The sequence below is a fragment of the Streptomyces verrucosisporus genome, from assembly GCF_017114865.1.
GTDB lineage: Bacteria > Actinomycetota > Actinomycetes > Streptomycetales > Streptomycetaceae > Streptomyces > Streptomyces fenghuangensis.
Genome location: NZ_JADEYH010000033.1, coordinates 38,291 through 51,337, shown reverse-complemented (window position 1 = coordinate 51,337; position 13,047 = coordinate 38,291). Strand labels below are relative to the sequence as shown.

Sequence of the window (13,047 nt, the reverse complement as noted above, 5' to 3'; positions counted from 1 at the left end):
GTAGTCCAGGCCCGTGCGTGCCACCGATCTTTTCACGATCGCACCGCGGGACAGGCCGTCCGTCCAGAAGACGGGACACCTGTCTCGTTGGCCGGGCCTGGTTTGTCAGGTCCGGCCACCGGTGACGGGCCCGGCTCGCCAGGCTCGCCCGGCTGTCAGGCCGTACGCGCCGCCAGCGCGGCCTCGCCCGCCGCGCGCATCGCGGCCAGCGGGGCCGGGGAGCGGCCGGTCATCATCTCGACCTGGAGGACCGCCTGATGGACCAGGAGGTCCAGGCCGCCCAGGACCTGCCCGCCACGCGCGGACCAGGCGGCGGCCAGCGGGGTCGGCCAGGGCTCGTAGAGGACGTCGAAGAGGGTGCCGGGACGCTCTGGCACGGCCGCCGCCAGGGCGTCGGCGGCGCCCGCGGGCGTGGTGGCGATCACCAGCGGCGCGGTCAGGGCCCGTGGCGCGTCCGCCCAGTCGGCGGTCGTCACCGCCACGCCCAGCCGCTCGCCCCAGCCGCGCATCTCCTCGGCCCGCTCCCGGCTGCGGACGTAGGCGGTGACCTCTCCGGTGCAGACCCGGGCGAGCGCCGCGAGCGCGGAGGAGGCCGTGGCCCCGGCGCCCAGCACCGCGGCGTGCGGAACGCTGTCCACACCGCGCTCGCGCAGCGCGGCGATCATGCCGGGGATGTCGGTGTTCTCACCGACGCGGCGGCCGTCCGCGGCGAAGACCACGGTGTTGACCGCCCCGACCGAGGCCGCGGTGTCACCGATCGCGTCCAGCAGGGGGATGACGGCCCGCTTGAGCGGCATGGTCAGCGACAGCCCGGCCCACTGGCCACCGCCCGCGGCGAGTTTCTCCAAGAACGGCGCGATGCCGTCCTCGTCCACCTCGAAGCGGTCGTACGACCAGCCGGTCAGGCCCATCTCCCGGTAGGCGGCCCGGTGGAGCACCGGGGAGAGGGAGTGCACGATGGGCGACCCCAGGACCGCCGCACGTCTTCCGGCCGGGCTCACTGGTCCTCCCCGTTCTTCTCCTGCTCCGCGTTGTACTTCTCCACGTGCCGGCTGTGCTCCTCGTAGGTGTCGGAGAACACCGTGTTGTCCTCGGTGATCGACACGAAGTAGTACCAGCCTCCCTCGGCCGGCTCCACCGCCGCGTGCAGCGCCTCGGCGCCCGGGCTGTTGATCGGGCCGGGCGGCAGGCCCTTCTTGGCGTAGGTGTTGTAGGGGTGGTCGAACTTGGCCATGGTGCTGGGCGAGGGCACGTCCAGGGTGTACTGGTTCTTGGCGAAGTTGTAGGTGGAGTCGAACTGCAGATAGCCGTTGGTCTCGGTGTTGCCCGGCTTCAGCCGGTTGTAGACCACGCGGGAGACCTTCACGAAGTCGTGCTTGTACTTGCCCTCCGCCTGCACCAGGCTGGCGACGGTGAGCACCTGGAGCGGCGACTCCAGGCCGAGCCGCTCCACATGGTCTTCCAGGTCCGCCTTCTCGAACTCCCGGTCGGCCCGCTCCACCATCTTCCTGAGCAGGTCCTCGGGCTCGGTCTTGTCGCCGACCGTGTACTTGGCCGGGAAGAGGAAGCCCTCGGGGTCGCCCTCGGCCCACTCGGGCAGGCCGAGGTCGGCCTTCTCGGCGGCCTTCTCGGTGCTGCCCTCCTCCAGGCCGAGCTTCTCGTCGATCAGCGCGTAGATCTCCGAGGCCCGCTTGCCCTCGGCGATGATCAGGGCGTTCTGGCTGGAGGGGTCGAGCATCATCTCGATGGCCGCCGCCGAGGACATCTCCTTGCGGAGCATGTAGACGCCCGGCTGGATGCTCTGCGCCTTGGAGTTGGCCCGGGACGCCTCGATGAATCCCTGCTGGCTCTTGACCACGCCGGCCTTCTCCAGGATGGCGCCCATCCGGGCCAGCGTACTGCCCTCGGGGATCTCCACCTGGGTGTCGCCCTTGCCCTGACCGGAGAAGTCGGGCGCTGCGGCGAAGTGGCTCTGGTAGAAGTCGTAGACGAAGTAGCCGGCCGTGCCGACGCCGCCGACCAGGACGAGGGCGACGGTCAGGCAGGCGACGCCGTTGCGGCCCTTCCTGCCGCCCTTGCCCCTGCCCCCGCGGCCGGACCGTCCGTCGTCCTCGTCGTCGTGCCCGTCGTCGCCGTCGTCCGAGAAGAAGGCGTGCTCGCCCTGGTCCGGGCCGGGGTCCCAGCCGGTCTCCTCGTCGGGCCCGGGGCCGGGGTCCGGCTCGTCACGGCGCCGCCCCCGCCGTGACGGCGGGGGTTGCTGCCCGTACTCCTCGTGCTGCCCGGGCTGTTCGTGGTGTCCGTGCTGCTCGGGGTGGTGCGAGTGGGCGTCCTGGGGTCCGGGGGGACCACTGTGGTCCGCGTACTGCCCCCCGCCGTACGGGGCGCCCTGGTGCTGATCCTGGTGCTGTCCGTACGGGTCACCGGGCTGCTGGTGCTGCTGGTGGCCGTACGGATCGCCGTACTGCTGGTGCTGGTGCTGGTAATCGTAGGGATCACCGTGCTGCTGGTGCTGCTGGTGCCCGTACGGATCGCCGTACTGCTGCCCGCCGCCCTGGGTGTCCCAGTCCTGCTGCCCGTAGCCGGGCTGCTGGTGGCCCTGGTGCTGCTGGTGCTGGTGCTGGGGGTGGTACTGCTGCTCGCCGTAGGTGTCCCAGTCGCCGTGCTGGGTCCCCTGCTGGGGTCCGTGGTGGGCTCCGCCGTTCCACCCCTGGTCCCCGTAGAGGGGGTCGTCGGGGTGCCACGGTTCGGAGCCGGTGCCCCGGCCATACTCAGTCATCGATCCCCTAGAGCCGTCGGACGGCAGCCGGTTGCGGTACTCGCGGACGCCGCTGTCCGAACTGCCGTCTCCGGCGTACGGCTCGGTGTTCGAACGGCGCCGTCCGAAGCGGAACGTTACCGTACCGCTATCGGCCGCCCGCCCCGACGCACTCCCCCGGGGCCCGGCCGGACACCCGCTCGGTCTCCAGGGCGCTCTGCAGGATGACCACGGCCGCGGCCTGGTCGATCCGGCCGCGCCCCTTCTTCGACGAGACACCCGAGGCGCGCATGGACTGGGCCGCGGTGACGGTACTCATCCGCTCGTCCACCAGGCGCACCACCACCGGGGCGACGGCCTCGGCCAGTCCCTGGGCGAAGGCCCGCACCCGGGCCGCGGCCGGGCCCTCGCGCCCGTTGAGGGAGCGGGGGAGCCCGACCACGACCTCCAGCGGCTCGTACTCCGCGACGAGTTCGGCCAGCCGGCGGCGGGCGGCCGGGACGTCGCGCCCCGGCACGGTCTCCACCGGTGTGGCCAGGAGCCCGTCGGGGTCGCAGGAGGCGACCCCGATCCGGGCGTCCCCGACGTCGACGGCCAGCCGCCTGCCGCGCCGCATCAGGCGGCCGCCACCAGGCGCTCGACGGCGGCGACGGCCTCGTCGACGGCCTCGGGGTTCTGGCCGCCGCCCTGGGCGACGTCCGGCTTGCCGCCGCCCCCGCCGCCGAGGGCCTTGGCGGCGGCGCGGACGAGGTCGCCGGCCTTCAGACCTCGGTCGCGGGCGGCGTCGTTGGCGGCGATGACGGTCAGCGGACGGCCGTTCGCCACCGAGAACAGGGCCACCACGGCCGGACGTCCGCCCTGGAGGCGGCCGCGCACGTCGAGGACGAGCTTGCGCAGGTCGTCGGCGGTCGTTCCGTCGGGGACCCGGGCGCCGACGAACGCGGTCCCGTTGACGTCGCGGGCGGAGGAGGCCAGACCCGCGGCGGCGGCCAGGACCTTCTCGGCGCGGAAGCGCTCGATCTCCTTCTCGGCGTCCCTCAGCTTGGCGAGCATCCCGGAGATCTTCTCCGGCAGTTCCTCGGGACGGCCCTTGACCAGGTCGGTGAGCTGGGAGACCACGGTGTGCTCACGGGCGAGGAAGTTGTAGGCGTCCACGCCGACCAGGGCCTCCACGCGGCGCACTCCGGAGCCGATGGAGGACTCGCCCAGCAGCTTCACCAGGCCCAGCTGGGCGGTGTTGTGCACATGGGTGCCACCGCACAGCTCCTTGGAGAAGTCACCGATGGTCACCACGCGGACCCGGTCGCCGTACTTCTCGCCGAACTCGGCGATGGCGCCCTGCTTCCTGGCCTCCTCCATGCTCATCACCTCGGCCATGACGTCGAGTTCACGGGCGAGGACCTCGTTGATCCGCTGCTCGACGTCGGTGAGGACGGTGCCGGGCACGGCGGTCGGCGAACCGAAGTCGAAGCGGAAGCGGCCAGGGGCGTTCTCGGAGCCGGCCTGGGCGGCCGTCGGGCCGAGCGCGTCGCGCAGCGCCTGGTGGGTGAGGTGGGTGGCGCTGTGGGCGCGGGCGATGGCACGGCGGCGCGTGACGTCGATGACGGCGTACGCCGAGGCTCCGACGGTGACCTCGCCGACCTGGACGGTGCCCTTGTGCACGGTGACACCGGGCACCGGCTGCTGGACGTCGCGGACCTCGATGACGGCGCCGGAGTCCAGGCGGATGCGGCCGGTGTCGGGCTGCTGCCCGCCGCCCTCGGCGTAGAACGGGGTGCGGTCGAGCACGACCTCCACGTCGTCGCCCTCGGAGGCGGCAGGCGAGGGCAGGCCGTTCACCAGCAGGCCGACGACGGAGGTCTCGCCCTCGGTGTCGGTGTAGCCGGTGAAGACGGTGGTCCCGGCGGTGTCGGCGACCTCGCGGTAGGAGCTGAGGTCGGCGTGGCCGGTCTTCTTGGCCCTGGCGTCGGCCTTGGCCCGCTCCCGCTGCTCCTTCATCAGGCGGCGGAAGCCCTCCTCGTCCACGGACAGGCCCTGCTCGGCGGCCATCTCCAGGGTGAGGTCGATGGGGAAGCCCCAGGTGTCGTGGAGCAGGAAGGCCTTTTCGCCGGGCAGGACGGCCCCGCCGGCGGACTTGGTCTCGGTGACGGCGGTGTCGAGGATGTTGGTGCCGGCCTTGAGGGTCTTGAGGAAGGCGGCCTCCTCGGCGAGCGCGACGGTCTCGATGCGCTGCCGGTCGGTGAGCAGCTCGGGGTACTGCTCGCCCATGGTGCGCAGCACGGTGTCGACCAGCTCGCCGACGACCGGCCGGTCGGCGCCCAGCAGGCGCATGTTGCGGACGGCGCGGCGCATGATGCGGCGCAGCACGTAGCCGCGGCCCTCGTTGCCGGGGGTGACGCCGTCGCCGATGAGCATCACGGAGGTGCGCATGTGGTCGGCGACCACGCGCAGGGAGACGTCGGTGTCCCCGGCGGCGCCGTAGCGCACGCCGGTCAGCCCGCCGGCCGTGTCGATGACCGCGCGCAGGGTGTCGGTCTCGTACATGTTGCGCACACCCTGCAGGATCATCGCCAGGCGCTCCAGGCCGAGCCCGGTGTCGATGTTCTTGCTGGGCAGCTCGCCGAGGATCGGGTAGTCCTTGCCCTGGCCCGGCCCGCGCTCGTACTGCATGAAGACCAGGTTCCAGATCTCCACGTAGCGCTCGTCGTTGACGGCCGGGCCGCCCTCGGCGCCGAACTCCGGGCCGCGGTCGTAGTTGATCTCGGAGCAGGGACCGCAGGGGCCGGGCACGCCCATGTCCCAGTAGTTCTCCTCCTTGCCCAGGCGCTGGATCCGCTCGGCGGGGACGCCGACGACGTCGCGCCAGATGCGCTCGGCCTCGTCGTCCTCCTCGTAGACGGTGATCCACAGCTTCTCCGGCTCCAGGCCGTAGCCGCCCTTGTCCTGGGGCATGGTGAGCAGCTCCCAGGCGAGCTTCGCGGCGCCCTCCTTGAAGTAGTCGCCGAAGGAGAAGTTGCCGCACATCTGGAAGAAGGTGCCGTGGCGGGTGGTCTTGCCGACCTCCTCGATGTCCGGGGTGCGCACGCACTTCTGCACACTGACGGCGCGCTCGTACGGCGGGGTGGCCTCGCCCAGGAAGTACGGCTTGAAGGGAACCATTCCGGCGGGGACCAGCAGCAGCGTCGGGTCGTCCGCGATCAGCGACGCCGACGGCACGACGGTGTGCCCCCGCTCCTCGAAGAAGCGCAGCCAGCGGCGGCGGATTTCAGCCGACTCCATCAGTGGTCCTCATTCCGGTCGTACGGGTGGGTGGCTCCGAGGGCGGGGCGGTGCGGGGCCCGCCCGGCGATCCCCCGGCGTTCTTCCGCCTGGCCGGCGGCCCCGGGGTCGGCGGGGGGCGTCAGTCCCAGTGCGTCGTTCAACTCGATCTCCCGCTGTGCCATTCCGGCGCGGACGTCGAGCGCGAAGTCCTTCAGCCGGTGCCCGGCCGCCACGGCCTGGTCCGCCGCTCGTACGGCGAGGCTGTCGGGCGCGAGGCTGCGCAGCTTACGGTTGACCTTGGTGGTGGCCCAGACGCCGGTGGCGGCACCGGCACCGAACCAGAAGGCACGGCGGAACACGGTGGATCAGTCCTTTCCGTCGCGGCGCCGACCGCTCCCCCGGCGCGCGGCCGGCACGGACCGGCCCACGACGACGGAACGCTTCGACCGCGGCGGGTCGCTCCTGCGGCCGAGGGCGCGGCGCACTCCGTAGCCGAACGCGGCGACCTTCACCAGCGGGCCGCCGAAGGCGGTGGAGACGGTGGAGGAGAGCGCCGAGGCGTTGGCGGTGACCTCCTGGACGTCGGAGGCGATGGCGTCCACCCGGCTGAGCTGGCTCTGTGCCGAGCGGACGGTCTCGGACGCCTCGGCGAGGAGGGGGACCGCACGCTCGGTCACGTCCGTCACCAGTCTGGTCGCCGCCTTGAGCGTCTGTGCGAGCCTCACCAGCACCACGGCGAGGAACGACACCAGGATCGCCCAGAAGACGGCCACCAGGAGGCCGGCCACCTCTCCACCGGACACGCTGCACCGCTTCCCTCGGGTCGTATGGGGTCGGCCGCCGCGTCCTGCGGTTCGTGGGGGTACCTGCCCACCGATCTCACGGGTGCGACGGCGGATACCGACCTTATCGCGCCGCGGGCCGTCGCCCGTACCGCATTCCTCCGGCCCGGCGGGCGGGGCGGCGGGGCGGCGGGCCCGCGCGCCGGGGACGACACGCCGCGGCCCTCCTGCCGCGGGACGCGTCAGGAGGGCCGGGGACCTGGAGGTCCGGGGCGTCCGTGCCGGCCGATCCCGGGCGTACGGACAAGCCGGAGGATCAGCGGGCGTAGTACTCGACGACGAGCTGCTCGTCGCAGACGACCGGGATCTCCTTGCGGTTCGGGTCGCGGTCCAGGCGGAAGGCCAGCGCCTGGAGGTTGACCTGGAGGTAGCGCGGGGTCTCGCCGTCGGGCGCGTAGCCGCCCTCGCGCGCCACCAGGAAGGGGTGCTTGGCGCGGCTGCGCTCGCGGACGGACACCACGTCGTCCGGGCGGACGCGGAAGGAGGGCTTGTCGACCTTGCGGCCGTTGACCTCGATGTGGCCGTGCACGACCATCTGGCGGGCCTGGTAGACGGTGCGGGCGATGCCCGAGCGCAGGACGAGCGCGTCCAGGCGGCGCTCCAGCTCGACGACCAGGGCCTCGCCCGTCTTGCCCTCGGCCTTGCGGGCGCGGTCGTAGGCGCGGACCATCTGGCGCTCGCTGATGTCGTACTGGGCGCGCAGGCGCTGCTTCTCCAGCAGCCGGACCTTGTAGTCGCTGTTCTGCTTGCGGCCCCGTCCGTGCTCGCCCGGCGGGTACGGGCGCTGCTCGAAGTACTTCACGGCCTTCGGGGTCAGGGCGATGCCGAGCGCACGCGACTTCTTGACCTTGGGACGCGACTGGTTCACGTTGAACGGACCTCCGTGTAATTTAGGTGAGCCTAACCTTAGCGGAGGAGAACGCATGTTTCGACCTGGGAGCCCCCTGCCCGGCACCGGTCCCGCACGCGGCGGCGGCTCCGGCGGCAGTGCCGGAGCCGCCGCCGGGGCGGGGAGCGCGAGGAGGGGTCAGCCGCGTCCCGAGGCTGAGCCTGACACACGGCGGCCGGGGGCCGCCGAGCGGATGCGTACCCTCGTCGAGTCGAACGCCTCGGCCGCCCTGGTCATTCCCGGTACGGACCCGGCCGGTGGCCAGTGGCCGGGTCAGGGCTGCTGCGAGTCCCGCGCCGTCACCGGCGAGGGGGACGTGCTCCTGCTGGTCCCGGCCGCCTCCCCGGCCGCCCGGGCCGCAGCCCACGCCCGGGACGGCGATCTGGCCGCCGTGATGGAGATCACGGACGTGGCGCCCGTCGCGGTGCCCCACCGCATCCGCGGCCGGGCCGAGGTGGCGGGCTGGCTCACCCCCGTGTCCGGCGGCGAGCGGGCGGCCTGCGCCCGGCTGCTGGCCGAACGGTATCCCTCGGGCCCCCTTCCGGGCGCCGCGTGGACACCGCTGCGACTGGAGGTCGGCGAGGGACGGATCGACGATCTGCGGGGTGAGGGGCACGTCGAGCCGGACGAGTTCGCCGCCGCCTCAGCCGATCCCCTGGCACGCCACGAGGCCGAACTCCTGCAGCACCTGGCAGCTGCCCACGACGACCTGCTGCGCGGACTGTGCTCGCTGCTGGGCGAGCGGGAGCGGGCCTGCGGCGCCTGGGAGGCGGTGGTGCCCGTGGCCCTGGACCGCTTCGGACTGCGGGTGCGGTTCTGCGCGGACGGGCGGTGCTTCGACGCCCTCTTCGACTTCCCCCGGCCGGTACGGGACGCCTCCGGGCTGCGCCACGCGATCCGGGCCCTGTTCGAGGCCGGTTCCGCGTCCTGACCGGGCCGGGGCGGGGAGGACCGCGAGGACCGACGGGGCCGACGGAGCCCTCGGCCCCTGCGGGGCCTGCGGGACCTGCGGGCCTCAGGGCTTGCCCGGCGGCGCCCCCTCCTCCCGCGGTTCCTCCCGCAGCCGGGCCCTCACCCGCTCCGCCACCTCGGCGTACCGGGCCTCCGCCCCGTACCGCGTCGGCTCGTAGTAGCGCCTGCCGTGGACGCCGTCCGGGGCGTACTGCTGCGCGGCGACGCCGCCGGGCATGTCGTGCGGGTACCGGTACCCCTCGCCGTGGCCCATCTTCCTCGCGCCCTGGTAGTGGCCGTCGCGCAGATGCCGAGGCACGGGGCCGGCCAGGCCCGCCCGTACGTCCGCCAGGGCCGCGTCGATCGCCAGGTAGGCGGCGTTGGACTTCGGGGCGAGGGCCAGGGCCACGGTCGCCTGGGCGAGCGTGATCCGCGCCTCGGGGAAGCCGATCATCGCCACCGCCTGGGCCGCGGCCACGGCGGTCTGCAGTGCGGTGGGGTCGGCCAGGCCGATGTCCTCGCTGGCGGAGATCATCAGCCGCCGGGCGATGAACCGCGGGTCCTCGCCCGCCTCGATCATCCGGGCCAGGTAGTGCAGGGCCGCGTCCACGTCCGAGCCGCGGATGGACTTGATGAGCGCGCTGGCCACGTCGTAGTGCTGGTCGCCGTCGCGGTCGTACTTCACCGCGGCCCGGTCGACGGCCTCCTCCAGCGTCGTCAGGGTGATCTCGCGCTCGCCCTTGTCCAGGGCCGCGCCCGCGCCCGCCTCCAGCGCGGTGAGCGCACGGCGCGCGTCGCCGCCGGCTATCCGCAGCAGATGCGCCTCGGCGTCCCCCGGCAGTTCCACCGATCCGCCCAGCCCGCGCTCGTCGGCGACCGCGCGGCGCAGCAGCCCGCGCAGGTCGTCGTCGGTCAGCGGCTCCAGGGTCAGCAGCAACGAGCGGGACAGCAGCGGGGAGATCACCGAGAAGTACGGGTTCTCCGTCGTCGCCGCGATGAGGGTGACCCAGCGGTTCTCCACCGCCGGCAGCAGCGAGTCCTGCTGCGCCTTGCTGAAGCGGTGGATCTCGTCCAGGAACAGCACGGTGTCCTTGCCGTAGGCGCCCGACGAACGCCGCGCGCCGTCGATGACGGCCCGGACCTCCTTGACCCCGGCGGTGATGGCCGACAGCTCCGTGAAGCGCTTGTCGGTGGCCTTGCTGACGACGTAGGCCAGGGTCGTCTTGCCGGTGCCCGGCGGCCCCCACAGGATCACCGACGACGGCCCCGCGGGCCCCTTCCCGCCCTCGCCCACCAGACGGCGCAGCGGGGAGCCGGGGCGCAGCAGGTGCTGCTGGCCGACGACCTCGTCGAGGGTGCGCGGGCGCATCCGGACCGCCAGGGGTGAGGCGGAGGGGTCCTTCTCCTGGCGCTCCTCGGCGGCGGCGGTGAACAGATCCGGTTCCACGGAACGCAACCCTAAGTCACGCCGCCGACAGCCGTGCCGACGGCGGCGGCGCCCCGGGAATCAGACGGCCGGAAGGGCCGCCCCAAGCCGGCGTCGGCGTGGAGCGGCCCTTCCGGCCGTTGGGGATCACCTCGTCCAGAAGTCCCACCAGCGGGTCAGAATCAGCATGCCGATGATGCCGATGTGGACCGCCGGGACCACCCAGTGGAACTCCCGCACGCCCTCGCGCAGCCAGGCCGGGACGCGCAGGAAGCCGTTGTGGATGTTGCGGAAGGTCGTGTACCAGAACATCAGCAGGGTGGCGACCCAGGCCAGGTTGCACCACAGGCAGAGCTTGCCGATCTCGTACAGCGACTGGTACATCAGCCAGGTGCAGAAGCCGACGCCGAAGAGCATGCCGGCGTTCATGGTCAGCCAGTACCAGCGGGGGAAGCGCGCCCCGGCCAGCAGGCCCATGCCGACGGCGACGATCATGCCGTAGGTGACCAGGCCGAGCACCGGGTTGGGGAAGCCGAACGCCTCGGCCTGCGGGCTCTCCATCACGCCGCCGCAGGAGACCACCGGGTTGATGTCGCACGCCATGTCCAGCGTGTCCCCGGCGAGCTTGGCCTCCAGCAGCCTGAACTTGTCGACCGTGATCACCCAGGCGGCGAGCACCCCGGCCAGACCGGTGATCACCAGCAGCAGGCCGTAGGCGCGGCCCGCGCCCACGGCGCCCCGTGCGGGCGGCCCGCCGCCGTCGTCGCCGGTGCGGGCCGCTTCGTCTCGTGGCGCCGTGGTCGTCGTCATGGTCGAGTCATCCCGTCGTCTCAGGTGGGGTTCTTCATTGTGCACAACGCACAACGAGTCAGGCGAGCTTCCGTCGCAGTTCCGCCACCACACCGTCCAGCGGCACCGGGACCTGCTCGCCGCTGTCGAGGTCCTTGACCTGTACGACCCCCTCGGCCAGATCCCGCTCCCCGGCCACGACGGCGTACGCCGCCCCCGAGCGGTTGGCCGACTTCATGCCGTTCTTCAGACCACGGCCGCCGTACGCGAAGTCCGTGGCGATCCCCTGCCGGCGCAGTTCGGTGACCACACCGAACAGCGCGCGCCGCGCCTCCTCCCCCAGCGGGACGGCGAAGACCTGGGTACGCGAGGGAGCCGGGAGCTCCACGCCCTCGGCCCGCAGCGCCAGGACCGTGCGGTCCACGCCCAGCGCCCAGCCCACCGAGGGCAGCGGCGGGCCGCCGAGCATCTCCGACAGGCCGTCGTAGCGGCCGCCGCCGCCGACGGCGGACTGCGAGCCGAGCCCGTCGTGGACGAACTCGAAGGTGGTGCGGGTGTAGTAGTCCAGGCCGCGCACCAGCTTCTGGTCGTCCTCGAACTCCACCCCGGCCGCCGTCAGCAGCCCGCGCACCTGCTCGTGGTACTCCTTGCACGCCTCGCACAGGTGGTCGGGCATCATCGGCGCACCGGTGAGCTGCTTCTGCACGGCCTCGCGCTTGTCGTCCAGCACGCGCAGCGGGTTGATCTCGACGCGGGCCCGGGTGTCCTCGTCCAGGTCGAGTCCGCGCAGGAAGTCCTGGAGGGCCGCGCGGTAGACCGGGCGGCACTCGCGGTCGCCCAGGGAGTTCAGCAGCAGCCGGAAGTTCCTCAGCCCCAGCGAGCGGTACGCGTCCACGGCCAGGATGATCAGCTCGGCGTCCAGGGCCGGGTCCTCGGCGCCCAGCGCCTCGGCGCCGACCTGGGAGAAGTGCCGGTAGCGGCCGGCCTGGGGGCGCTCGTAGCGGTACTGCGAGCCGGAGTACCAGACCTTCACCGGCAGCGCGCCGCGGTGCAGGTTGTGCTCCAGCACGGCGCGGACGACCGGCGCGGTGCCCTCGGGGCGCAGTGCGAGGCGGCTGCCGCCCTTGGTGGTGAGGGTGTACATCTCCTTGGTCACGATGTCGGTGGACTCGCCGACACCGCGGGCGAACAGCTCGACGTTCTCGAAGCCGGGCGTCTCGATGTAGCCGTAGCCGGCGCGCCTCAGCGGCGCGGAGATCGCCTCGCGCACCGCCAGGTAGTCGGCCGACTCCGGAGGGATCAGGTCGTAGGTGCCCCTGGGGGCGGAGAAGGTGCTCACGTCTTCTTCGTCGTCACATTCCTCGTCGCGGGGCGGTGGTGCCGCCTCCCGTACCGGACGGGCCGCCGGCGGCCACCTCCCGCAGGAACGGGTTGGTGGCGCGTTCGCGGCCGATGGTGGTCTGGGGGCCGTGGCCGGACAGCACCACGGTCGAGTCCTCCAGCGGCAGGCACACACGTGCCAGCGACCGCAGGATCTCGGCGTGGTCGCCGCCGGGCAGGTCGGTGCGTCCGATGGAGCCGGCGAACAGCAGGTCACCCGAGAACAGCACCGGCGGGACGTCGGCCTGCTCGGGCGTCCGGAAGGTCACCGACCCCCTGGTATGGCCCGGAGCGTGCGAGACGGTCAGCTCCAGCCCGGCCAGGGACAGCACGGCGCCGTCGGCCAGCTCCTCCACGTCGTCCGGCTCCCCCACGGAGAGCTCGCCCATCAGCGGCTGCCCGATGGAGCGGCCCAGCCACTTCTCGGGGTCGCTCATCATCTCCCGGTCCTCCGGGTGGATCCAGGCGGGCACACCGTGCGCGCCGCACACCGGGACCACGGAGGCGACGTGGTCGATGTGGCCGTGGGTGAGGACGACGGCGACCGGCTTGAGGCGGTGCTTGGCTATGGCCTCCTCGACGCCTTCGGCGGCCTGGTGGCCCGGGTCGATGATCACGCACTCCTCGCCGGCGGCGGGGGCGACCAGATAGCAGTTGGTCCCCCAGGCCCCGGCGGGGAACCCGGCAATGAGCACGATCGTCCTTCGGTCGTCCGGCAGGGGATGCCGCGGCCGTCGAAACCGGCCGCCGGCAG

12 protein-coding genes are annotated in these 13,047 nt (G+C 72.8%); 1 reads left to right on the top strand and 11 read right to left on the bottom strand.

Annotated elements, in window-relative coordinates:
- Nucleotides 1-155: 155 nt before the first annotated feature.
- The 7 genes from IQ279_RS24535 to rpsD form a co-directional block, all read right to left on the bottom strand.
- The gene (locus tag IQ279_RS24535) at nucleotides 156-1,001 is read right to left on the bottom strand and encodes a shikimate dehydrogenase (protein ID WP_206351492.1); all 846 of its coding nucleotides are present in this window, start codon (nucleotides 999-1,001) and stop codon (nucleotides 156-158) included.
- A complete protein-coding gene (mltG, locus tag IQ279_RS24530; protein ID WP_206351491.1) occupies nucleotides 998-2,776 on the bottom strand; it encodes an endolytic transglycosylase MltG in 1,779 nt (592 codons plus the stop codon). Before mltG ends, IQ279_RS24535 begins: the two co-directional genes overlap by 4 nt.
- 127 nt (nucleotides 2,777-2,903) lie before the next feature.
- Nucleotides 2,904-3,371 carry a Holliday junction resolvase RuvX gene (gene ruvX, locus IQ279_RS24525; RefSeq protein WP_206351490.1) on the bottom strand — a complete coding sequence of 156 codons (468 nt, stop codon included), beginning with the start codon at nucleotides 3,369-3,371 and terminating at the stop codon, nucleotides 2,904-2,906.
- Nucleotides 3,371-6,034: an alanine--tRNA ligase gene (gene alaS, locus IQ279_RS24520; protein WP_206351489.1), complete on the bottom strand. Its 2,664-nt coding sequence runs from the start codon at nucleotides 6,032-6,034 to the stop codon at nucleotides 3,371-3,373. The genes ruvX and alaS overlap by 1 nt, the downstream gene beginning before the upstream one ends.
- Complete coding sequence (locus tag IQ279_RS24515) at nucleotides 6,034-6,375, bottom strand: DUF6167 family protein (protein ID WP_206351488.1); 342 nt, start codon at nucleotides 6,373-6,375, stop codon at nucleotides 6,034-6,036. Before IQ279_RS24515 ends, alaS begins: the two co-directional genes overlap by 1 nt.
- Before the next feature lie 6 nt (nucleotides 6,376-6,381).
- Entirely contained in the window at nucleotides 6,382-6,819 is a 438-nt protein-coding gene (locus tag IQ279_RS24510) for a DUF948 domain-containing protein (protein WP_206351487.1), read from the bottom strand.
- 295 nt (nucleotides 6,820-7,114) lie between these two features.
- Complete coding sequence (rpsD, locus tag IQ279_RS24505; RefSeq protein WP_093850791.1) at nucleotides 7,115-7,783, bottom strand: 30S ribosomal protein S4; 669 nt, start codon at nucleotides 7,781-7,783, stop codon at nucleotides 7,115-7,117.
- A gap of 157 nt (nucleotides 7,784-7,940) precedes the next feature.
- On the opposite strand from rpsD, the gene IQ279_RS24500 reads away from it, so the two are divergent.
- Nucleotides 7,941-8,678, top strand: coding sequence for a DUF2470 domain-containing protein (locus IQ279_RS24500; protein ID WP_307792517.1), 738 nt, complete (start codon nucleotides 7,941-7,943; stop codon nucleotides 8,676-8,678).
- An 84-nt stretch (nucleotides 8,679-8,762) separates the two neighbouring features.
- Here the strand turns inward: IQ279_RS24500 and IQ279_RS24495 are convergent, their stop codons facing one another.
- The 4 genes from IQ279_RS24495 to IQ279_RS24480 form a co-directional block, all read right to left on the bottom strand.
- Nucleotides 8,763-10,145: a replication-associated recombination protein A gene (locus tag IQ279_RS24495; protein WP_206351484.1), complete on the bottom strand. Its 1,383-nt coding sequence runs from the start codon at nucleotides 10,143-10,145 to the stop codon at nucleotides 8,763-8,765.
- Nucleotides 10,146-10,271: 126 nt separating this feature from the next.
- Complete coding sequence (locus IQ279_RS24490; protein WP_206351483.1) at nucleotides 10,272-10,934, bottom strand: vitamin K epoxide reductase family protein; 663 nt, start codon at nucleotides 10,932-10,934, stop codon at nucleotides 10,272-10,274.
- Nucleotides 10,935-10,992: 58 nt separating this feature from the next.
- Complete coding sequence (hisS, locus tag IQ279_RS24485) at nucleotides 10,993-12,252, bottom strand: histidine--tRNA ligase (protein ID WP_206351481.1); 1,260 nt, start codon at nucleotides 12,250-12,252, stop codon at nucleotides 10,993-10,995.
- Nucleotides 12,253-12,265: 13 nt separating this feature from the next.
- Nucleotides 12,266-12,988 (bottom strand): MBL fold metallo-hydrolase, encoded by a 723-nt coding sequence (locus IQ279_RS24480; RefSeq protein ID WP_206351479.1) that lies wholly within the window; start codon nucleotides 12,986-12,988, stop codon nucleotides 12,266-12,268.
- Nucleotides 12,989-13,047 lie beyond the last annotated feature (59 nt).

What these genes read in the sequence shown, in the direction of transcription:
- IQ279_RS24490 (WP_206351483.1), bottom strand. Translation starts at nt 10,934, where the DNA reads ATGACGACGACCACGGCGCCACGAGACGAAGCGGCCCGCACCGGCGAC.
- mltG (WP_206351491.1), bottom strand. Translation starts at nt 2,776, where the DNA reads ATGACTGAGTATGGCCGGGGCACCGGCTCCGAACCGTGGCACCCCGAC.
- ruvX (WP_206351490.1), bottom strand. Translation starts at nt 3,371, where the DNA reads ATGCGGCGCGGCAGGCGGCTGGCCGTCGACGTCGGGGACGCCCGGATC.
- IQ279_RS24500 (WP_307792517.1), top strand. Translation starts at nt 7,941, where the DNA reads ATGCGTACCCTCGTCGAGTCGAACGCCTCGGCCGCCCTGGTCATTCCC.
- rpsD (WP_093850791.1), bottom strand. Translation starts at nt 7,783, where the DNA reads ATGCGTTCTCCTCCGCTAAGGTTAGGCTCACCTAAATTACACGGAGGT.
- alaS (WP_206351489.1), bottom strand. Translation starts at nt 6,034, where the DNA reads ATGGAGTCGGCTGAAATCCGCCGCCGCTGGCTGCGCTTCTTCGAGGAG.